Source organism: Sorangium sp. So ce1504 (genome assembly GCF_051521635.1).
Classification (GTDB): Bacteria; Myxococcota_A; Polyangia; order Polyangiales; family Polyangiaceae; genus Sorangium; species Sorangium cellulosum_B.
Genome location: NZ_CP150365.1, coordinates 978,835 through 1,000,068 on the forward strand (window position 1 = coordinate 978,835; position 21,234 = coordinate 1,000,068).

General features: G+C 71.1%; 14 protein-coding genes. 6 read left to right on the forward strand and 8 right to left on the reverse strand.

What is annotated here, in order from left to right:
* Nucleotides 1–337: 337 nt before the first annotated feature.
* A complete protein-coding gene (uvrB, locus tag WMF39_RS03670) occupies nucleotides 338–2,497 on the reverse strand; it encodes an excinuclease ABC subunit UvrB (RefSeq protein WP_437744157.1) in 2,160 nt (719 codons plus the stop codon).
* A gap of 864 nt (nucleotides 2,498–3,361) precedes the next feature.
* On the opposite strand from uvrB, the gene rsgA reads away from it, so the two are divergent.
* Nucleotides 3,362–4,426 (forward strand): ribosome small subunit-dependent GTPase A, encoded by a 1,065-nt coding sequence (gene rsgA / locus WMF39_RS03675; RefSeq protein ID WP_437744158.1) that lies wholly within the window; start codon nucleotides 3,362–3,364, stop codon nucleotides 4,424–4,426.
* Between the two features lie 377 nt (nucleotides 4,427–4,803).
* On the opposite strand, the gene WMF39_RS03680 is transcribed toward rsgA, so the two are convergent.
* The 6 genes from WMF39_RS03680 to WMF39_RS03705 all read right to left on the reverse strand — a co-directional run bounded on the left by WMF39_RS03680 (nucleotide 4,804) and on the right by WMF39_RS03705 (nucleotide 12,880).
* A complete protein-coding gene (locus WMF39_RS03680) occupies nucleotides 4,804–6,750 on the reverse strand; it encodes a sigma 54-interacting transcriptional regulator (RefSeq protein ID WP_437744159.1) in 1,947 nt (648 codons plus the stop codon).
* 262 nt (nucleotides 6,751–7,012) lie between these two features.
* Nucleotides 7,013–8,770: a hypothetical protein gene (locus WMF39_RS03685; protein ID WP_437744160.1), complete on the reverse strand. Its 1,758-nt coding sequence runs from the start codon at nucleotides 8,768–8,770 to the stop codon at nucleotides 7,013–7,015.
* A 221-nt stretch (nucleotides 8,771–8,991) separates the two neighbouring features.
* Nucleotides 8,992–9,834, reverse strand: a complete 843-nt coding sequence (locus tag WMF39_RS03690; protein ID WP_437744161.1) for an SDR family NAD(P)-dependent oxidoreductase — start codon at nucleotides 9,832–9,834, stop codon at nucleotides 8,992–8,994.
* A gap of 110 nt (nucleotides 9,835–9,944) precedes the next feature.
* Nucleotides 9,945–11,093: an NAD(P)/FAD-dependent oxidoreductase gene (locus tag WMF39_RS03695; protein ID WP_437744162.1), complete on the reverse strand. Its 1,149-nt coding sequence runs from the start codon at nucleotides 11,091–11,093 to the stop codon at nucleotides 9,945–9,947.
* Nucleotides 11,094–11,099: 6 nt separating this feature from the next.
* Complete coding sequence (locus WMF39_RS03700) at nucleotides 11,100–11,933, reverse strand: 3'(2'),5'-bisphosphate nucleotidase CysQ family protein (protein WP_437744163.1); 834 nt, start codon at nucleotides 11,931–11,933, stop codon at nucleotides 11,100–11,102.
* Nucleotides 11,934–11,938: 5 nt separating this feature from the next.
* Entirely contained in the window at nucleotides 11,939–12,880 is a 942-nt protein-coding gene (locus WMF39_RS03705) for an aldo/keto reductase (protein WP_437744164.1), read from the reverse strand.
* A 419-nt stretch (nucleotides 12,881–13,299) separates the two neighbouring features.
* Here WMF39_RS03705 and WMF39_RS03710 point away from each other — a divergent pair, with 419 nt between their 5' ends.
* From WMF39_RS03710 to WMF39_RS03725, 4 genes are all read left to right on the forward strand, one after another.
* Nucleotides 13,300–13,836: a hypothetical protein gene (locus tag WMF39_RS03710; RefSeq protein ID WP_437744165.1), complete on the forward strand. Its 537-nt coding sequence runs from the start codon at nucleotides 13,300–13,302 to the stop codon at nucleotides 13,834–13,836.
* An 86-nt stretch (nucleotides 13,837–13,922) separates the two neighbouring features.
* Nucleotides 13,923–15,020, forward strand: a complete 1,098-nt coding sequence (locus WMF39_RS03715) for a pectin acetylesterase-family hydrolase (RefSeq protein ID WP_437744166.1) — start codon at nucleotides 13,923–13,925, stop codon at nucleotides 15,018–15,020.
* 248 nt (nucleotides 15,021–15,268) lie between these two features.
* Nucleotides 15,269–15,961, forward strand: coding sequence for an ROK family protein (locus WMF39_RS03720; protein WP_437531806.1), 693 nt, complete (start codon nucleotides 15,269–15,271; stop codon nucleotides 15,959–15,961).
* A gap of 172 nt (nucleotides 15,962–16,133) precedes the next feature.
* Nucleotides 16,134–17,423 (forward strand): cytochrome P450, encoded by a 1,290-nt coding sequence (locus tag WMF39_RS03725; RefSeq protein ID WP_437744167.1) that lies wholly within the window; start codon nucleotides 16,134–16,136, stop codon nucleotides 17,421–17,423.
* A gap of 258 nt (nucleotides 17,424–17,681) precedes the next feature.
* Here the strand turns inward: WMF39_RS03725 and astD are convergent, their stop codons facing one another.
* The gene (gene astD, locus WMF39_RS03730) at nucleotides 17,682–19,151 is read right to left on the reverse strand and encodes a succinylglutamate-semialdehyde dehydrogenase (protein WP_437744168.1); all 1,470 of its coding nucleotides are present in this window, start codon (nucleotides 19,149–19,151) and stop codon (nucleotides 17,682–17,684) included.
* A gap of 546 nt (nucleotides 19,152–19,697) precedes the next feature.
* Between astD and WMF39_RS03735 the strand changes: the two genes are divergently transcribed.
* Complete coding sequence (locus WMF39_RS03735; RefSeq protein ID WP_437744169.1) at nucleotides 19,698–21,233, forward strand: hypothetical protein; 1,536 nt, start codon at nucleotides 19,698–19,700, stop codon at nucleotides 21,231–21,233.
* Nucleotide 21,234: the final 1 nt, after the last annotated feature.

Sequence of the window (21,234 nt, forward strand, 5' to 3'; positions counted from 1 at the left end):
CTTCACCGGAAGAGCGTTTGCCAAACCACCGTTCCCCCTCGCGCTCCACGCCCCGGCGACCTCCTGCTCCGCATGGCCCGCCGCGCCTGCAGCCTCCCCATCCCCCCATCCCCCCATCCCCCCATCCCCCCACAAAGAGCCCGCGGGGGAGGAGGCTGCGCGCGCGGGGGGGCGGTGGGCGGGCCCCACGAACCCGAGGGCCGGCCCGCAGCGCAGCGATCTCCGCGCGGTCCTCCCTCACCCGTCCAGCCGGCACCAGCCCCCCAAAAGGCCCGAGTTCGTGGGAGGGCCCACCGCCCCCCCGCGCGCGCAGCCTCCTCCCCCGCGGGCTCCGTAGCTATCGGTAGCGCCCGCCCCCTCGCCCCGCCGCCGCCCGTCCGCCCCCTTTGCCGCCCGCCGCTGGCCGCCCGCCCCCCTTGCCGCCCGGACCGCGCCGGCTCGCCGGCCGCCCAGCCCGCGCCGGCTTCTCCTCGGCCGCCTCGCGCGCCGCGCCGGCGTCCCCGTCCCCCTGCTGTGCCTTGAGCTGCCGGAGCTGATCGCGCAGCCGCGCCGCCTTCTCGAACTCGAGGTTCTCCGCCGCCGCGAACATCTCCTGCCGGAGCGCGTCGATCTGGTCGACCAGATCCATCGCGGCGCGCGCCGCCTCGGCCGCGGGCTTCGCCGGGCCTTTCGGGACGGCGTAGTAGTCGCGCGTGCCCGAGGTGGGCGACAGGTCGAGGATCGCCTTCTTCACCGTGGCCGGCGTGATGCCGTGCTCCTTGTTGTACGCCTCCTGGATCGCGCGCCGCCGGTTCGTCTCGTCCATCGCGCGCTTCATCGCTTCGGTGATGCGATCGGCGTACATCACGACCTCGCCGTGCACGTTGCGGGCGGCGCGGCCGATCGTCTGGATGAGCGAGCGCGGGCTCCGGAGGAAGCCCTCCTTGTCGGCGTCGAGGATGGCGACCAGCGACACCTCGGGGAGATCGAGCCCCTCGCGCAGCAGGTTGATGCCGACCAGGACGTCGAACTCGCCGCGCCGGAGATCGCGGAGGATCTCCACGCGCTGGAGCGTGTCGATGTCCGAGTGGAGGTAGCGGACCCGGATGCCGAGCTCCGTGTAGTACTCGGTCAGATCCTCGGCCATCCGCTTGGTCAACGTCGTGACGAGCACGCGATCGCCGCGGCCGACCCGCTCCCGGATGCGCGCGAGCAGGTCGTCGACCTGACCGGACACCGGGCGGATGTGGATCTGCGGATCGATGAGCCCGGTCGGCCGGATGATCTGCTCGACGACCGAGCCGGCCGACTTCTGCAGCTCGTAATCGCCGGGCGTCGCGCTCACGAAGAGGACCTGCGCGTAGTGTTGCTCGAACTCCTCGAACTTGAGCGGCCGGTTGTCGAGCGCGCTGGGGAGCCGGAACCCGTACTCGACGAGCGTCTCCTTCCGCGCCCGGTCGCCCCGGTACATCGCCCCGACCTGCGGGACGGTCTGGTGCGACTCGTCGATGATGAGGAGGAAGTCCTTCGGGAAATAGTCGATCAGCGTCGGCGGGGGCTCGCCGGCCTTCCGGCCCGAGAGGTGGCGCGAGTAGTTCTCGATGCCGTTGCAGAACCCCATCTGCTCCAGCATCTCGAGATCGTACATCGTGCGCTGCTCGATACGCTGCTTCTCGAGGAAGCGCACGGCCTTGTCGTAGAAGTCGATGCGCTCGCGCAGCTCCTCGCGGATCGCCTGGATCGCGAGCCTGAGCTGCTGTTGCTCGGTGACGTAGTGGGAGCCGGGGAAGACCGCGTAACGATCGAGCTGGCCCACCACCTTGCCGCGGACAGGGTCGACCTCCTTGATGGCCTCGATCTCGTCGCCGAAGAACTCGACCCGGATCGCGAGCGCCTCCTCGTAGGCCGGGAAGATCTCGACGACATCGCCGCGGACGCGGAACGTCCCGCGGTGGAAATCGACGTCGTTCCGCGTGTACTGGATGTCGACGAGCCGCCGCAGGAGCTCGTCGCGGCGGATCTCGGTGCCGCGCTCGAGCTTGATCAGGAGCCCGTGGTAGCTCTCGGCCGAGCCGATGCCGTAGATGCAGCTCACGGAGGCGACGATGATCACGTCCGGCCGCGAGAGCAGCGCGTGCGTCGCCGCGTGGCGCATGCGGTCGATCGCGTCGTTGATGATCGCGTCCTTCTCGATGAACGTGTCGCTCGTCGGGACGTAGGCTTCGGGCTGGTAGTAGTCGTAGTAGCTGACGAAGTAGTGGACGGCGTTGTTGGGGAAGAGCTCCCGCATCTCGCCGTAGAGCTGGGCCGCCAGCGTCTTGTTCGGCGCCATGATGAGGGTCGGCTTTTGCAGCTTTTCGATCACCTTGGCGGCGGTGAACGTCTTGCCGCTGCCCGTGACGCCGAGGAGGACCTGGAAGGCCTCGCCCTGCTCGAAAGCGGAGCAGATCTCCTGGAGCGCGCGAGGCTGGTCACCGCACGGCTTGAATTCGGAGACGAGCTCGAAGTGTGTGGGCATGGAGCGGAGGACCCTAGTGCGGCGAGGCGCTCCTCGCAACCTCCGCGGCCGTCAGGGCCGGAGGGCGGGGTGGCCTCGCTGGGAAGGCGCGGTCTCGTCCGGCTTCGTCCGGCTTCGTCGGTCTTCCAACTATCGGCAACCATTGGCAACCATCGGCCGAGCGGAAATTGTCGACCCACTGTCGTTCACCTGGAACGAGGGCGCCCCACGTCCCGCGCCCCTCCGTCCGGCCCACGCTCGCCCCCGCTTCGCCGCATGCGCCGCACCTCGCCGCGCGCTCGTTGCACCCCCAGAGCGGGCTCCGCGCGCTCGTTGCACCCCCAGAGCGGGCTCCGCACGCTCGTTGGATGAAGCGCGCTCCGTACGCGCGCGCTGTGCTCGCTGGCCATACGGCCGGGCCGAGCCGAGAGCGCTTGACGTCGGCGCGGGGCCATAGGATTCTAGGTGCTGTCGCGTCGTGGTGACGTGAGCCGAACGCGGAGGTCAGGTCATGAGTGCCAACACATCGCACACCCATTGCGCCGCCGCCGTCGTTTCCGCCGCGGCCGGCTGAGCTCGTCTCCACGTCTCCGCGACGTCGCCCGCGTGCCCTGAGGGGTGCGTGTGTGCCCTGAGCGCGTGCCCCTTCCAGGGATCTGCCCTGACCGGGCGTGCCTTCTGGCGTGACGTCCTGATCGATCGACGAGCTCCGCTCCGCGGCGGCCCCGCGCGTGGAATGGCCGGCGCGTGCGCGCTTGTGCGCCGCCGCGCCCTGTCCGTCGATCGCCGCGCGCCGAAGCTCGGGCGCGGCCGAACGCCATGGAGCGCTCGTCCGTCATGCAAACTCACCTCGATTCTCTCGTTGATCCGTCTTCGCAGCACGAAATGCAGCCCGATCTGGTCGGGCTTGGATGGACTCCCTTCTTCGCGAGCCAGCTCGCCTGTCTCGAGGATGCCGTGCAGCCTGCGCGCGTCGTCCTCGCCTCCGCGTCCAGGCACCACGTTCAGACCGCGGATGGCCCGCGCCTCGCGGTGGTCAGCGGTCGCCTCGCGCACGAGGCCGCGGATCGCGCGGCGCTCCCCACCGTCGGTGACTGGGTGGGGCTCAGGCCTGGCGACGGCGCCGGGCCTTCGTACATCGTGCACACGTTCGCGCGGAGCACGTGCCTGCGCCGCAAGGCCGCTGGGCCCACGGTGGAGGCCCAGGTGCTCGCGGCCAACATCGACAAGGTGTTCATCGTCACGTCGCTGAACGCCGACTTCAACCTGCGCCGCCTCGAGCGCTACATCGACGCCGTCCTCGACAGCGGTGCTCGCCCGGTCCTCGTGCTCAACAAGGCCGATGTCTGCCCGGATCCGGCGCGGTATATCGACGCGGCGCGGGACGTCGCCCCTGCCGCGCCGATCGCGCTCGTCAGCGCGCTCTCCGGCGCCGGCCTCGACGCGCTCCGCGCCGAGATCGGGGCAGGGGAGACCATCGCCCTCGTCGGCTCGTCCGGCGTGGGGAAGTCCGCGCTCAGCAATCGCCTGCTCGGCGCGGAGGTCCAGCTCGAGGGCGCGATCCGGGCTTCGGACGAGCGTGGCCGCCACACGACGGCTCACCGGGAGCTGTTCCTGATCCCTGGCGGTGGCCTCCTCATCGACACGCCGGGCATACGGGAGCTCGGCGTCTGGTCTGCGGGCGGCAGCGCCCCGGCCGGCTTCGACGACGTCGAGGCCCACGCCGCGGCCTGCCGCTTCCGGGACTGCGCGCACGATGGCGAGCCCGGCTGCGCGGTGCTCCGTGCCATCAAGGACGGCGACCTCGATCCCGAGCGTCTCGGCGCCTACCTCAAGCTGGGTGCGGAGCGACGCCACCTCGCCGGGCAGCAGGACGTGCGCGTGAGGATCGAGGAGAAGCGGCGCTGGAAGCAGATCTCGAAGCAGATGCGCGCCAATCCGAAGCGATAAGCAGAGCCGCCCTCCCGCCCCCGCGGCCAGACCCCGGCGTCCCCGCCACGCCGCGTAGCCACCCCAGCAAATCCCCCCGCATTCTCCCCCCGCCCCCGCCCGCCTGCGCGCACGTTCGTAACCGCTCTTTCCCATCCCTTGGAAAGAGCCCTCGGGAGGGGGTGTCGCGCGCGGGGCCGGCGGGGGAAGGGCCCCACGAACCCGAGCGCCGGCCCGCATCGAAGCCACTCGCTCCTGGTTCTCCCTCCCCCGTTCAGCCGGCCATAGCCACCACAAGGCGCGAGTTCGTGGGAAGGGCCCCCCGCCGGCCCCGCGCGCGACACCCCCTCCCGAGGGCTCCCCCGCGTCCTGGAGAGCCCTCTCCGTCCCGTGTCCCGTCAGATCCCGTATTGCCGGAGCTTCTTGTGGAGCCCCTCGCGCGTGATCCCGAGCGACTTGGCCGCGTTGGTCTTGTTGTTGTTGTGCCCGCGCAGCGCTTCCAGGAGGAAGAACTTCTCGACCGCGTCCATCATCTCCTTGAGCGACCCCTTCGGCGTCCCCGCCCGCGCGATGAGCCCCTCGACCTGCCGGATCCTCGGCGAGAGCAGCTCCGGCGTCCCGAACGCCCCCGGCTCCAGCTGGATGACGATCCGCTGCACCTCGTTCTGGAGCTCCCGGACGTTGCCCGGCCAGTCGTACGCGATCATGAGCTCCATCGCCTGCTGGCTGAACCCGCCGCAGGGCTTGCCGATCTCGTCCGCGTAGCGCTCCAGGAAATGCGCCGCGAGAAGCGAGATGTCGTCGCGCCGCTCTCGCAGCGGCGGCAGGCGGATCGGGAAGACCTTGAGGCGGTAGTAGAGGTCCTCGCGGAACCGCCCCTTGGCCACCTCGTCCTCGAGGTTCCGGTTCGTCGCGGCGACGATGCGCACGTTGACGTGCTTCGGGCTCGTCGCGCCCACGGGGCGGATCTCGCCCTCCTGAAGCGCCCGGAGGAGCTTCGATTGCAGCGATAGCGGCGTCTCGGTGATCTCGTCGAGGAAGAGCGTGCCCCCGTCGGCGATCTCGAACAGCCCCTTCTTCTCCTCGGTGGCGCCCGTGAACGACCCCTTCTTGTGCCCGAAGAGCTCGCTCTCCAGGAGGCTCTCGGCCAGCGCCGCGCAGTTCTGCGCGACGAACAGCTTGTCGCGGCGGCGAGAGCGGTAGTGGACGGCGGCGGCGATGAGCTCCTTGCCCGTGCCCGTCTCGCCCTCGATCAGCACCGTGACGCGCGTGTCGACCACCTTGTCGAGCTGCCCGATCACCTTGCGCATCGCGTCGCTGTTGCCGATGATGTCGACCGCGCCCCCGTTGCCGCCCCGGCGGCGCTCCTCGCGCCCCTTGAGGAAGCTGTTCTCCTTCTGGAGCCGCTCCTCCGCGAGCACGAGCCGCTTGATGAGCCGGGCGTTCGCCACCGCGAGCGAGGCGTTGGCGGCCAGCACGAGGAGCGTCTCCAGGTCGCCGGCGTTCAGCATCCCGGGCACGCTCCGGTTGTCGGCCTGGAGCACGCCGATGATCTCCTCGCCCTTCCAGAGCGGGACGGCGAGCGTGCTGCGGATCGAGGCGCCCATCAGCGACTCGGACTGCCCGACCTCGATCGGCGCGTCGGCGGCGAGCACGGCAGCCCGCTCCTTGATCACCTTCCGGTACACGCTGCGCGTGATCGGGACCGGCCCTGCAGGCGGCCCCCCTTTGCCCGACGCGGACCGGACCCGCGTCAGCACCGGCACGAACGCCGCCGGCGCCGCGCCCGGCTCCTGGTCGTCGTCGCGCAGCACCACCGTGACGTGGGTCGAGCTCGGCACCAGCGCGAGCACCGCGTCGGCGATCTCGGCGAGCACCTCGTCGAGATCGGTCGCCGCACCGATGCGCTTCTGCGCCGCGTACATCGCGGACAGCGCGCTCGGGTCGCGCTCGATCTTCGCCTCGGCAGGCTCGATCTCGTCGAGGCGGCGGATCGAGACGACCCGCGCGTCGTCGGCCTCCTCCGGGATCTTCACCACCATCCGGGTGACCGCGTCCCCGGAGCCGAGCTCGATGACGTCCCCCGTCTGGAGGGCGAGCGCGCTGCGCCCCGCGCCGAGCTCCAGCCGCTCGCCCCGCCGCGTCACGCTCGTGCCGTTCGTCGAGCGCAGATCCTCGAGGATCACCCCGTCGGCGCCGCTCACGATGCGCGCGTGCGCCCCGGAGACGTGGCGATCGTCGAGGACGACGCGGTTGTCCGACGAGCGCCCGAGCGTGATCAGCTCGCCCTGGAGCTCGAAGGTGCGCCCGGCAGCGAGACCCTGGGTTACCTCGAGCACGATCATGGTTCGTTCTTCAGCTGGGAAGACCCCGTGACAAGGGCCGGAGTAAACCGTCAAGACGGCGGAGACGCCAGGAAAAATCAGGAGCCAGGCGCGTCAGTGGAGCTTCGCGCAAGCTTCGCGCGAGCGTCGCGCGAGCTCGGGCAAGCATCGCGTCCGGGTGGCGCCAATCAAGGAAAATCTGGATCCAGGTGATGTGCCCGCCTGCGCGCTCCATGCGCCCCGTGCGCCCCGACCGCGGACGGGGCGCACGGCGCTGCGGCGGTCACTGCGCGCGGGCGGTGAGGCGGTAGATGACCGTCTTGAAGGGCGCGTTGCCGGCGATCTTCTCGGGATCCTTCGAGGCCTCGCCGTCGTCGACGATCTTCTGCAGCTTGGTCGCGACCTCGGCGTCGCCCTTCGGCGAGAGGGCGTCGATGACCGAGACCGAGACGAAGCGGACGGCCGCGTTCGAGACCTTCGGCATCGCGTCGATGATCTGCTGCCGGACCTCGGGGGTGCCGAGCACGCCCGCCATGTAGGCGGACTTGATCCCCTGGAACTGCGTCTCCTTCGCCTGCGACGCCGGATCGCCGAGCTTGCCGACGTAACACTCGAGCTTGGTGCCGCAGGCCCCGAGCAGCTCCTTCGCGATCTTGATCTCCTTCTCCATCGACTTGCCGACCGTGCCGCCGCCGCTCGTGCGGGTGCCCGCGAGCCGATCGACGTCGGCGATCTGGTCGGGCTTCATCAGCTTGAGCGCCGTCTGCAGCGAGACGTCGCGGATCTGCGCGACGTCGTCCTCCTCGCCGCGCGCCTCGAGGCCGGTCTTCACGAGCCACGGCACGAGGCTCGCGTCGAAGAAGTTGCTCGCCGCCTCGGCGAGCATCACCCGCGCGTTGATGCCGGCCGGCGGCATCTCGAGCCCCGCGGGCGTCTTCTCGTAGGCCGCCTGGAAGGCCGCGAGGGTCTCCGGCGTCCTCGGCACCTTGGTCAGCTCGCGCGCGATGATGGCGCGCGGCACGTCGTCGGCCTTCTCGAGCGCGGCGAGCAGCGGCTGCGACGACTCCTGCCGGCCGATCGTCGCCAGGACGAGGGCGGCCGCCGCGACGTGGGCGGTCTCCGCGGCTTTCTTCTGCTCCGCGTTCGCCTTGTCGCCGCCGGCGCCCTTCAGGTTCTCGACCTTCGAGTACTCGACGAGCTCCTTCTGGTCGCCCTGGAGCAGCGCGATCGTCGGCTGGATCGCGGGCTTGCCGATCTTCGTGAGCGCCAGGATGGCCGTCGTGGCCGCGTCCGCCTTGAACGGCGACAGCACCACCTTGAGCAGCGGCACGACCGCCTTCTCGCTGCGCTGCCACCCGAGCAGCTCCGCGGCGGTGATCTGCCAGAACAGCTCGTTCCGCATCGTGCTGACGTCCTTCGGGTCGTTGATCGGGCGCCCGATCATCGTGATGAGCCCGTCTTCCCAGGACTTGCTGTTGATGTCGACCATCGCGTCGTGCACGTCGCGCGAGATCGTCGAGCCCTTCGGCTTGCCGTGCTGGAGCTTCGAGAAGACGGCCATGAGCGGCTCGGCGGCCTTCTCCGACTTCATCGCGCCGAGGCCGCGCACGGCCCAGCGGACGTCCTCCTCGGTGGACTCGGGCTTGTAGTCCTTGAGCGCCTTGATGAGGCAGGCCTCGCCGCGCGGGTCCCTCGTGTCGGAGATGAACTTGATGAGCTTCGAGTTCGTGCGCTCGTCGAGATCGCCGGCCACGCACTTCTGCGTCATCGGCTCGATGATCTTGTCGAGGAGCGGCTTCACCGTCGGGCCGGTCCGGTCCTTGTTGTCACGCGTCATCGCGTCTTCGAAGAACTGGACGAGCCGGTTGACGGAGGCGGTGAGCGTGGCCGGGTCGTCGAGCCGCTTGACGTGCGTCTCGGGGTCGTTCTCGTCGCCACATCCGACGATGACCCCTGCGGAGAGCGCCATCGACGACGCGGTGGCGGCCCCCAGGAGGAGCGAGCGAAGGAGCGGCAGGATGCTGCGTGCTGAGCGGGACATGGTGTTTCCTCCGGGACCTCGGTGATGCTGCCGGCCTGACCTCGCCGTCGCACGGTGCGCTTCAGGAGAGGCGGTCAGCGGCTAGCCTTCGTTAGCCTGAGGGGACGAAAGCGGACAAAAACAGCGCGCGGCAGGGGGCGCGGCCCCCCTTCGGCCACGACGTGGCGCCGCTCCGCCATTGGAAACGGCGAAGCCGACGCTATTCGCCGCCAGAGAACGTGTCAACGCGAGCGCGGCGCCGAGACGAGCCGGCGGATCCCCGTGGCGAAGAGGCGGTCGGGGATGACACGGCGCAGCGCGACGAGCGCCCGTGCGTCCCGGCCGACGAGGGTCCTGAAAGGCGGCGATGCGTCGTCGATGAGGCGGAGGATCGCCGCCGCGACCGGGGTGGGCGGCGACGCCTTGGCGGCGTCCTTCAGGACGATCTGCTCGATCGCCCTGGTCATCGCGCCGTAAGGGCCTTCGAGCGAGACGTGGGCGCCGCGCCGCTGGTTTTCGTAGAAAATTTCGGTCTTGAAGGTGCCGGGCTCGACGAGGCAGACATGGACGCCGAACGGGGCGACCTCCCAGCGCAGCGCCTCGCTGAAGCCCTCGACGGCGTGCTTCGTGGCCGCGTAGGCGCTCACGCCGGGGAGGCCGACGAGCCCGGAGAGGCTCGAGACGTTGACGATGCGGCCGCGCCCCGCGCCGCGCATCGCCGGGAGCACCGCGCGCGTCACGGCCATCAGCCCGAAGACGTTGGTCTCGAACTGCGCCCGGACGTCGCCGTCCGCCTGCTCCTCGAAGGCGCCGCCGACCGCGATGCCGGCGTTGTTGACGAGGGCGTAAGCGGGGCCGTGCTTCCGAAGGATCTCCCCGACCCTGTCGGGCGCGCTCGCCGCGGCGACGTCGAGCTGCTCGATCTCGAGCGTGACGCCCCGCGCGCCGGCGGCGGCGAGGAGCGCGCCGGCCTTCTCGGGGCGGCGCATCGTGGCGATGACCCGGTGGCCCGCGGCCGCGCACGCGACCGCGGTCGCGAGGCCGATGCCGCTCGAGGAGCCGGTGACGAGGACGAGGTGACCCATGACGAAGGGGCGCGAGTATAGGCGAAGCGCGACGCGGCGGGGGAGCGCGGGGCGCGCGGCGCGTGCGGCGCGTCGAAGCGCCGCCGCCGCCGCGCCGTCAGGGCAGGCGCTCAGCCGATGATCATCGCCTCGCTGAGGAGCCGGCCCTCCCTGAAGCGCCGCAGGTTCCAGCGATCGAACAGGGGGAGGGAGGCGCCCTCGGCGATGTGCTGCGCGAGGAGCTTGCCCATGACGGGCGCGATCATGAAGCCGTGCCCCATGAACCCGGAGGCCTGGTAGAAGTGCTCGACCTCGTCGACCCCGCCCACGATCGGGTTCTGATCCGGGGTGAGGTCGTAACAGCCGGCCCACTGCCGCAGCACCTTCACGCTGCCGAGGAGGGGGCACGCGGCGACGAGCGCCCGCGCGTACAGGGAGAGGAACTTGTGGCTCGACCCCATGTCGAGGCCGTCGGGGACGTCCTCGTTGGAGATGCCGCCCACGATCTCGCCGCGCATCGACTGGGAAAAATAGAGGCCGTTCGAGAGATCCGCGACGAGCGGGCCGAGCCAGGGCTTGAGCGGCTCGGTCGAGCAGATCTCGTGGCGGTGCGGGTGGTTGGGCAGCTCCACGCCGAGCATGCGCGCGATCTCGGGGCTCCACGCGCCGGCCGCGTTGACGACCTTGTTCGTCCGGATCTCGCCGCGATCGGTGACCACCGCGTCGATCCGCGCGCCCTGCGTGCGGAAGCCGAGGACGTTCGTGAAGGTGGCGATGTCGACGCCGAGCTTCTGCGCGCGCTCGGCGTAGCCCCAGACGAACGGCCAGGGGAACACGACGCCGTCGTCGGGGTTGTAGCTCGCCGCCACGACGCCGTCGGTCGAGAGCTGCGGCACGATCGCGCGCGCCTCGTTGGCGGTGAGCATCCGCGTCCCGAGGCCGCACGCGTTCTGCACGGCGACGCTCTTCTCGAGCGTCCGGCGGCCCGCCTCGCTGCGCACGAGGAAGAGGTAGCCGCCCTGCCGGAACCAGATGTTGATCTTCATCTCGCGGGCGAAATCCCGGCAGATGCGGATGCTCTCCTGCATGAGCCGGATGTTGCCCTCGCTCGAGAACTGCGCCCGGACCCCGCCGCCGTTGCGCCCGCTGGCGCCGCCGCAGAGGTAGCTCCGGTCGACGACGACGATGTCGGTGATGCCGTGGTGCCGCGCGAGGTTGTACGCGATCGCGAGGCCCATGATCCCCGCGCCGATGATGACGATCTCGGCCTGCCCCCGCATCGCGCCTCAGCCGAGCTCCGACCTCGCCGCGGCGACGACGGCGGCCTGGAGGGCGCCGTTCGAGGCGATGATGCCGCGGCCGAGCTTGAGCCCGGGGCCGTTGTAGTCGATGGGCGCGCCCGAGAGATCGGTGAAGCTGCCGCCCCCCCCGAGGAGCACGGCCTCGGGCGCGCAGCTGTCCCAGAGCTTGGCGCCGCCGCCGCCGTGCACGTAGAGGTCGACCTCGCCGGTCGCGATCCGGGCGATCTTCACGCCGACCGAGCCGCAGGGGACGACCTTCGAGATGCCGAGCCGCGCGAGGAGCGGCTCGAGCTCCTTCGGCCGGTGCGAGCGCGAGACGATGAGCGTCGCGTCGGCCGGAGCGCTCACGGCCGAGACCCGGAGCGGCCTGCGGCTGCCGTCCCTCGCCTCGAGGAAGGCGGCGCCGCCCTCGCCGGCGCGACCGGCCAGCGCCTCGCCCGTCGTGGGCATCACCACGACGCCCAGCGCCGCGCGGCCGCGGTCCGCGAGCCCGATCATCACGGCGAACTCGCCGTTCCTGTCCGCGAACTCCCGCGTGCCGTCGAGCGGGTCGACGAAGAACACCCGCTCCTTCCGCAGGCGCGAGGCGAGCTCGTCGCCGGTCGGGACGCTCTCCTCGGCGAGGATCGCCTCGCCGGGGAACGCGGCCTCGAGCGCGCTGCAGATGAGCGCGTTCGCCTCGCGGTCGGCGCGGGTCACCGGGTCGCCGGGGCCCTTCATCTCGACGGCGAACGGCGTCGCGTACACGTCCATCACGATCGCCGCCGCGGCGCGCGCGATGCGGACGATCTCGTCGAGCTCCCTGTCGTTCTGGTCCATCCTGCTCACACCTCGATCCCGGCCTGCTTGAGGCGCGCGGAGAGCTCCGTGAGCGCCGTGTCCTGGAGGTAGGGCGGCATGCCGGCCTCGCGGACGAGCTGGTCGAGCTGGGCGACCGAGCGGGGGCCGAGCACGGCGGACGAGACGACGCGGTTCGCGAGGACGAAGCGCAGGGCCGCCGAGCGGAGCGAGGTGACGGCGCCCGAGACCAGCGGCCTGAGCGCGTCGAGCTGGCGGATGCGGGTCTTGAGCTCGTCGCGGGTCCACCGCTGGTAGCGGTGATCGTCGAGGTAGAACTCGCGCTCGGGGCTCCACTGGCCGGCGAGCAGCCCGTGCGCGAGCACCGATCGGGCGAGGACGCCCGCGCCGGACTCGGAGACGTCGCTGGCGACGTCGTGGAGGTCGCCGGGGAAGAAGGCGTTGTAGGCGATCTCGATGACGTCGACCTCGTCGCGCAGCGCGGAGCGGGCGACGTCCGCGGAGCCGGCGCTCACGCCGTAGGCGCGGATCTTCCCGGCCTGCTTGAGCTCCTTCAGGAAGGCGAGGGCCTCCTTCGATTGCATCGCGGCCACGGTGGGGTTGTGGAGCAGGACGACGTCGACCACCTCGCGGGCGAGGCGCTCCTGCGACCGCTCGAACGCGGTGCGGAGGTGGGCCGGGTCGAACCGCTTCGTCGGGGGATCGCCGTCGCGAACGGTGCCGATCTTGGTGACGACGAACGTCGTGCCGGCGCCCTGGAGCCGCCTGCCGAGGCAGCGCTCCATCTCGCCGCGGCCGTAGACGTCGGCGGTGTCGAAGAGGTCGATGCCGACCGCGAGCGCGCGATCGATGACGCGATCGATCTCGACGTCGGCGACGGGACCGTAGCCGTCGCCGGAGAGTCCCCAGGTGCCTAGGGCGAGCTCCGAGACCTGAAGGGTCGTCTTGCCGAGGGGGCGCTTCCTCACGGGCGGCGATCTACACCAGCGCCGGGAGGGCGCCACGAAATAGGGGCGGAGCTCCGGGCACGGCGCGCCGCGTCGCGCGCCCTCTCGGAGCGGCGGAGCTGCCCCGGGGCGGGCGTCCCCCGTCGCGCCTCGGCGCGCGGTGGCAGGGCGCGTCCTCCGGAGCCTCACGCGCCGGCGCGGGTCGTCGGGCCGCCACGTCCCTGCGCGCTCGGCCACGGAACGCTCCATGCCAGAGAGCCAGGGAAGGGGAGTGATGCGGAAGCGCGCGGGGCGGCGCCGCGGGGGGCAGGGTCTTCAGGTGACATGTCGAGTCGAGCCCTGCCGATGGCCGACGAAGGGGGCTGGAGAGTATGGCGAAAGGGCCTAATGAGGCGTCGGCGGCCGAACCCATCCGCGACCGGAGGTCGCGGCCGCCCGCGGTGAGCTCCTCTGCGCGGCGCGCGCTGGAGCTCGTCGCCGTCCGAGGCAAAGACGTGCTCGGCGTCCGCCACGTGCTCGCGGAGGGGCGCGCGCACATCGGCGACACGCCCGCGTCCATCGTGCGCGTGCCGTCGGGGGAGCTCGACAGAGCGGCCCCGGTCATCGCGGAGGTGATCGGCGCCCGCTACGTGCTGCACGTCCCGCGGCGGACGCGGGCGCGCCTTCACGGCGCGGACGGGCTCGCGCGCCTCTTGACGGGCCCGGCCGACATCGAGCTCCAGGAGGGAGACCGCGCCGTGCTCGTGATCGGGACCGTCCAGATCCGCGCGCAGATCGTGCCCATCGAGATCATCTCGCGCCTGGGGGCGTCCGGCCTGCGCTGGATCGGCCTCATCGGCGCCCTCTACCTCGTCGCGCTCGGCATCTGCGCCGCCCTCGCGCCGCGCGACCGCGCCCGCCTCGACGAGGGGTCGATCCGCCGCGCTGTAGGCGAGGCCGCGGCGCAGCTGTGGGCAGAGCACGCCCCTGTGCCATGACGCGACGGCACCGCCGAACGGGCGCCGAGCGGGTCGTCACCGGCGGGTGATGCCCGCGCGTCATGGAGTGGTATTCTCTGCCCTCCATGCGATTCAAGATCGTTTTGCCCCTTCCGGTTCAACTCCTGCTCTGCCCGCTCGCCGTCCTCGGCTGTGGCGGCACGTCCGCCGAGCACGAAGACCTGAGCAGCGAGCCGCGGGGCGGGATCCTGAGCCTGCCGTCCGGCTGGAGCTCCATCGAGCCGGGCGGCGAGACGACGTGCTCGCGCGGTGATCCTTTCAAGTACTTCGTCCGTCCGGGCACCGTCAATCGCCTCATCGTCGAGTTCCGCGGCGGCGGCGCGTGCTGGGACGCGACCACGTGCTCGTTCGCGGGAGCGCTCTTCCAGGAGACGGTCGGCGAGGACGCCCTGACGACCGGGATCTACGATCATGAGAACCCGGACAACCCCTTCAAGGAGTGGCACCATGTGTACATCCCCTATTGCACCGGGGACGTCCACTGGGGCGACAACGTGGCCACGTATGGGGAGGGGAGCCAGGCCGTCACCATCCAGCACAAGGGCGCCGTCAACGTCCGCGCGGCGCTCGGCTGGATCTACGAGAACGTCCCCGCGCCAGAGAAGATCTTCGTGACGGGCTGCAGCGCGGGCGCGTATGGCGCCATCCTCTGGTCCGCGCACCTGCGAGAGCACTACAAGAGCGCGTCGGTCATCGAGTTCGCAGACAGCGGGGCAGGGATCATCACGGAGACGTTCTTCAGGGACAGCCTTCCTTCCTGGAAGCCCGAGGGCGCTTATCCCACATGGATACCTGGCCTCGACCCGGCCGAGCTCGCGCGGCTGTCGGTGCTCTACGAGAAGATCGGCGCCCATTACCCCGACATGCGCCTGTCGCAGTACAACACCGCCTATGATGAGGACCAGGTCTTCTTCTTCAACGCGATGGGCGGCGGCGACGCCCAGGCGTGGTCAGACGCCATGAGGGCAGAGATCGCCGAAATCGAGGCGTCGACGCCGAACTTCAGGTCGTTCCTTGCCGCCGGCTCCGCGCACTGCATCCTCTGGCGGCCGGAATTTTACACCCTCGAGTCGCGCGGAGCGCGCCTCGTGCAATGGCTCGACGGGCTCGCGAACGGTGCGCCGCCGCCGAGCGTCGCGTGCGACGCTTGCGGCTCGCCTTGAGCGTCGCCCGGGGGCGGGCGGCGCGGCGGCCGGGCACCGAGGGGCGGGGTGCGCGCTGGTCGGCGTCGGGCGGAGTGTGCGCGCGAGGGCGGGCGCAGGGGGCGTGGTCGCCCGCTCAGGCGTGCGCCGTCGCGGCGCCAGTTGACGCGCAGCCAGAGCTCTAGATTATGTCCGCCGCGAACGCGGGCGCGTGGGCGCATCCGCGGCGGCCCCGGAGGAAGAGCTCCGGGGGGGAGACAGAGGGATCCATGCGCACGCTTTGTATCGATATCGGCGGAACGGGGATCAAGGCCACCATCCTCGACGAGCAGGGGACTCCGATGACGGATCCCGTGCGCGTGCCGACGCCCCAGCCGGCCTCGCCGGACCCCATCCTCGACCTCATCGAGGAGATCGCCCGGGCGCAGGGGGAGTTCGATCGCGTCTCGATCGGCTTCCCCGGGGTGGTGATGGAGAACGTGACCAAGACGGCGCCGCACCTCGACAACGAGAAGTGGAAGGGCTACCCGCTCGGAGAGGCCGTCGAGCGCCGCCTCGGCAAGCCTGTCCGCGTCGCCAACGACGCGGGCATCCAGGGGCTCGCCGTCATCGAGGGCAAGGGGCTCGAGATGGTGCTCACCTTCGGCACGGGGCTCGGATGCGCGCTGTACATCGACGGCCGCTACGTGCCGAACCTCGAGCTCGGGCACCATCCGTACGGAAAGAGGGACCTGAAGTACGAGGACCGCGTGTTCGACGCCGAGTGCAAGCGCATCGGCCCGAAGCGCTGGAACAAGCGCGTGCGCAAGATGATCGAGCAGGTCGAGCCGATCTTCAATTACCGCAAGCTCTACCTCGGCGGCGGCAACGCGCGCCTGCTCGATGCCTCGCGGCTGCCCGAGAACGTCGTCGTGGTGGACAACGTCGCTGGCCTGCTCGGCGGAATCAAGCTCTGGGCCTAGCCCAGCGCGGCCGCGCGCCCGTGCGCTGGCGGGGAGGCCGGTCCCCTCGCCCGCGCGGCCTTCTCGCCTGGCCGCCTTGTCGCCTGAGACGACGCGCCGACCCTGGGGCGGGCCTGCGCGGGCGTGGGTCGCGCCGGTTCCCAAGCGGGCGTGACCGTCGTACCCTGACCCGATGAACTCGCCCGACGCACCGAAGCCCGACGCACCGCCCGCGGCCAATCCAGCGGCGGACGCTGATCTCGATCCGTTTCGCCTCCAGTCGCCGGAGACCCTCGCGAACCCGTACCCCGTGTACGCCAGGTTGCGCCAGGAAGCGCCCGTGTACTTCAGCGCGGCTTACAACGGCTGGCTCGTCACCCGCTACGACCAGGTTGCGGCGGGCTTCCGTGACCCGCGCCTGTCGGCGAAGCGCTCCAGCGCCTTCGTGACGAAGCTGCCTGACGAGGTGCGGCAGCGGCTGGAGCCCTTGCGCCGCAACCTGGCGTCGTGGGCTCTGCTGCTCGATCCGCCGGAGCACACGCGCATCCGCTCGCTGATCAACAAGGCGTTCGTGCCGCGGCTCGTCGAGGGGTTGCGCTCCCGTGTGGAGACGCTGGTCAACGAGCTGCTCGACGCGGTCGCCCCGGCGGGCCGGATGGATGTCCTCCGCGATCTCGGCGACCTCTTGCCGCTGCTCGTGATCGGCGAGGTGCTCGGTGTACCCGCCGAGGACCGGCACCGGCTGAAGGGCTGGTCCAACGCGCTCAGCGGCTTCCTTGGCGCGGGCCGGCCGACGCTGGAGATCGCGGGGGGCGCGCTGAGCGCCGTGGCCGAGCTGGAGGACTATTTCCGCGGCGTGATCGCGGCCCGGCGGCAGAGCCCCGGCAACGACCTGCTCAGCCAGCTCATCCTCGCGGAGGAGCAGGGCATGATCCTCGGCGAGCAGGAGCTGCTCTCGACGTGTTGCATGCTGCTCTTCGGCGGCCACGAGACGACGAAGAACCTCATCGGCAATGGCCTGCTCGCGCTCCTTCTCCACCGTTCCGAGCGCGAAGCGCTGCGCGGTACCCCGTCGCTGATCGGCCCGGCGGTGGAGGAGCTGCTCCGATACGACTCTCCGGTGCAGTGGATGAGCCGCGTCGCGCTCGAGGACATCGAGCTCGACGGCGTGCGGATCCCGAAGGGTGATCGCGCCTTCCTGGTGCTCGGCGCGGCGAACCGCGATCCCGCGCAGTTCCCCGACCCCGACAAGCTCGATTTCCGCCGCACCGACATCCGTCACATCTCGCTCGGCGTGGGCGTTCATTACTGTGCCGGCTCCGCGCTCGCCCGCGTCGAGGCCCAGGCTGCCATCTCCACGTTCCTGCGCCGTTTCCCCGACGCCGAGCTCTCCCCTGGGCCGCTGACCTGGCGGATGAACCCCGGCATGCGCGGCCTCACCGCCCTCCCGATAGAGCTAGGCCCGCAGAGCTCTGCCTCCTGACCCCTCCTGTCAAATCGTTCCCAACCCGCCAGTTCCACTATGGAGCCGCCGGGGAGAGGGGAGGGGGCGCGCGGGGGCGAGGGGGAAGGGCCCCGCGGATCCGAGCGCCGGCCCGCTCCGCAGCCAGTCCCCCCAGATCTTCCTCTCCCGCACAGCCGGCCATAGCCACCACAAGGCGCGAGTCCGCGGGAAGGGCCCCCCTCGCCCCCGCGCGCCCCCTCCCCTCTCCCCGGCGGCCGTTGCGCTCTGGTCCAGGTTCTAGTTGTTGAGCCGCATCCCCGGCGCCAGCTGTCCAGGCAGCGCCACCGCCGTCGCCTCCAGCCCCGCGACCGGATACGCGCAGTAGTCCGCCGCGTAATACGCGCTGGGCCGGTGGTTCCCGCTGCTCCCGACCCCACCGAACGGCGCGGCGCTCGACGCCCCCGTCAGCGGTTTGTTCCAGTTGACGATCCCCGCCCGGGATTCCCGCCAGAACCGCTCGTAGAGCTCCCTGCGATCCGAGATCAACCCGGCCGCGAGCCCATAACGCGTGCGGTTGGCCAGCGAGAGCGCCTCATCGAAGCTCCCGTAGCGCTGCACCTGCACGAGCGGCCCGAAATGCTCCTCGTCCGGTAGCTCCTTGATCGCCGACACATCGAGGATGCCGGGCGAGAGCAGCGCGGTTCCCTCCTCGAGCCGGCGCATCTCCAGCAGCACCTCGCCGCCGAGCGAGACCAGCCGCGCCTGCGCCGCGAGCAGCCGATCCGCCGCCGCGAGCGAGATCACCGCGCCCATGAACGGCTGCTCTGCGTCGTCGTACCTGCCCACCTTGAGCCGGGACGCCGCGTCGACCAGGCGCGCCAACAGCGCGTCGCCCTCCGGCGTCGCCGGCACGAGCAGCCGCCGCGCGCACGTACACCGCTGGCCCGCCGAGATGAAGGACGACTGAAGGATATGGTGGATCGCCGCCTCGGTGTTCGCGACGTCCTGGACGATGAGCGGGTTGTTGCCGCCCATCTCCAGGGCGAGGATCTTCTCCGGTTGGCCCGCCAGCTGCCGGTGCAGCGCGTTGCCCGTGCCGGAGCTGCCCGTGAAGAAGAGGCCGTCGATGCCCGGGTGACCGGCGAGCGCGACGCCGGTGCGCCTCCCCCCCTGGACCAGGTTGAGCACCCCGGCCGGGATCCCCGCCTCCTCCCAGAGCCGCGCCGTCTCCTCCGCGACCCTCGGCGTGAGCTCCGAGGGCTTGAACACCACGCAATTGCCCGCGATCAGGGCCGGGACGATGTGGCCGTTCGGCAGGTGGCCCGGGAAGTTGTAGGGCCCGAGCACGGCGACCACGCCGTGCGGCCGATGGCGCACCACGGCCGTCGCGTCGCCCGCCTCGGCCTGGCGCTCGCCCGTCCGTTCGCGCCAGGCCATCAGCGACACGTCGATCTTGCCGATCATCGTCTGGACCTCGGTGAGCGCCTCCCAGCGCGGCTTGCCCGTCTCCAGCCCGATCACGTCCGCGAGCCGGGGCTTGTGCTCGCCCAGGAGGCCGGCGAACCGCTTCACCAGCGCCGCCCGCTCCTCCAGGCCGCGATCGCGCCACGCAGCGAACGCGCCGCGCGCCGCCGTCACGGCCGCGTCGACCTGCTCCTCGCTCGCGGCGCGCCCCTCGAAGACGACCGCCTGCGTCACGGGGTTCCGGCTCGCGAACGGCTCGCCCGCGCCGGTCACCCAGCTGCCGTCGATGAAATGGGTCGACATGGTCACCTCTCTGTCGCGGAGCTCCCCCCGCGGAACACCACACGGGCTCAACAGTCCGTCCACCCAGTATGGTTTGCGTCCACCTCGCTCCGCCAGTGTGCATCGTACCAGAGACCGGCGCCCCCAGGGCTCGCGCGCCTCCGGACGGAACATCGCGCCGGCGATCGCCCAGGAAAGATGGGGCCGCTCGTCGAGCTCGCCAGGGCTTCGCCGCGTCCGGGGGGACCACCACATCATGTGTTCCGGCGCGACTGAGCCCCAACCAGATGGGGGCCGCTCGGCCAGTTGCTCTCTTGGTGAGAATCCAGGAGCCGAGATCTCAATGCGCTTCGTGGTCGATCGTTCCGAGTTCGCTCGTGGCGGGCGCGCGACATTCACGGGAATGCACCGTGGCGAACAGGTGTGCTGAGCGTGATTGCGCGTTGGATCACGCTCCGGGCGCACTGCAGCAGGGCGCTCTCCACGCCCGGTGACACCAAGTCTTGACGGTCCTGTGGCTGGCGTGGAGACGTGCTCATGTCAGTTTTCCCGCCGATGCATCACACGGTGGCTATCTCAGACATCCATCTATGTGAGCTCGAGCCGTCCGACGGTCTCTGGATGCGCTATCGGCAGGCGCCGTACTCCCCGGACGGGGAGATTGCGGTGATGCTCGACGCGCTCCGGGGAGAGGTCCGGAAGGGGACGGGCAGCTCCGGAGGGCCCGGCGCGGAGCGCGACGAGCTGACGCTGGTCCTGAACGGCGACATCTTCGACCTGGATGCGCCTCGGGTGATCGGCAACGAGAGCGTGGTCCACGACCTGCCGCGCACCGCCGAGCACGCCGTGCCGGCGATGGAGGCCATCCTGCGCGATCACCCGGTGTTCGTCGCGGCCGTCGGCCGGATCGTCGCGGACGGGCACACCGCGGTCTTCGTGGCGGGCAACCACGACATCCAGCTCACGCTGCCCGAGGTGCGCGGGGCGGTGCAGCGGAGCGTCGTGGACGCGGCCATGCACGAGCTCGCCACCCGGGACGGCGGCCTTCCGGCGGGATCGACCGAGGAGCTCCGCGCGGCGCTCGCGGCGCGGGTGGTCTTCCGCGCCTGGTTCCACCGCACGCACGACGGCGTCATCGTCGAGCACGGCAATCAGTACGACTCGTACTGCTCTTATCGCTACCCGATGGCGCCGTTCGGCCGGAATCCGGGGGAGATCCAGCCGACGATGGGCTCGCTCGTGAGCCGCCTGCTCGTGTCGCGGATGGGGTACTTCAACCCGCACGTCGACTCGTCGTTCATGCTCTCCGGCTTCGGCTATCTCTCTCACTGGACGCGGTACTACCTGTTCTCTGGCCGCTCCCTCGTGCTTGCCTTCGGCGTGGGCGCGCTGCGCACGATGATCGAGCTCGTGCGCCGGCGCGACCCGAGCCGCCGGGCGCTCCGGCGCGCGGACCTCGCCGCGGCCGCCCGCGAGACGGGCGCGCCTTTCCCCGCCGTGGTCAAGCACGCGCGGCTGTTCGCGCGGCCGGCCGAGGACTGCCTCGGCCGCGTGGCGCGCGAGCTCTGGCTGGATCGCCTCGGGCTCGCGGCGGTCGGGATCCTCGCGGCGCTCGCGTGCCTGTGCTGGATGCCGGGGGGGCTCGCGGCGGCGGCGTTGCTCGCGCCGACGCTCCTCGTCGCGTACGAGTGCACGGTCCCGAAGCCCACGCTCGACGCGGTCTGGCAGGGCGTGAACCGGGCGGCGCGGTCCGTGGCCAGGGCGCACGGCGCCAAGGCCGTGATCTTCGGGCACACCCACAACCCGGAGGGGAGCTGGGAAGGCGGGGTGTTCTTCGGGAACACCGGCTCCTGGTCCGCGGCGTTCGAGGACATCGCGTGCACGCAGCCCGTCTTCGAGGCGCGCCCGCTCGTCTGGTTGCGGTCCGAGGACGATGCGGGTCCCGAGGCGCCCCTGTCGGGCGGCCTCGTGATGTGGAAGGACGAGCGGTTCCAGCCCTGGAGAGCCGATGCGAGGCCGTCCGTGCCGAGGAAGGCCGAGATGGCCAAGCGCCCGCGCCCCGCCGCGCTTCGGCCCCAGGCCACGGCCGCGCTGCGCAGCTAGG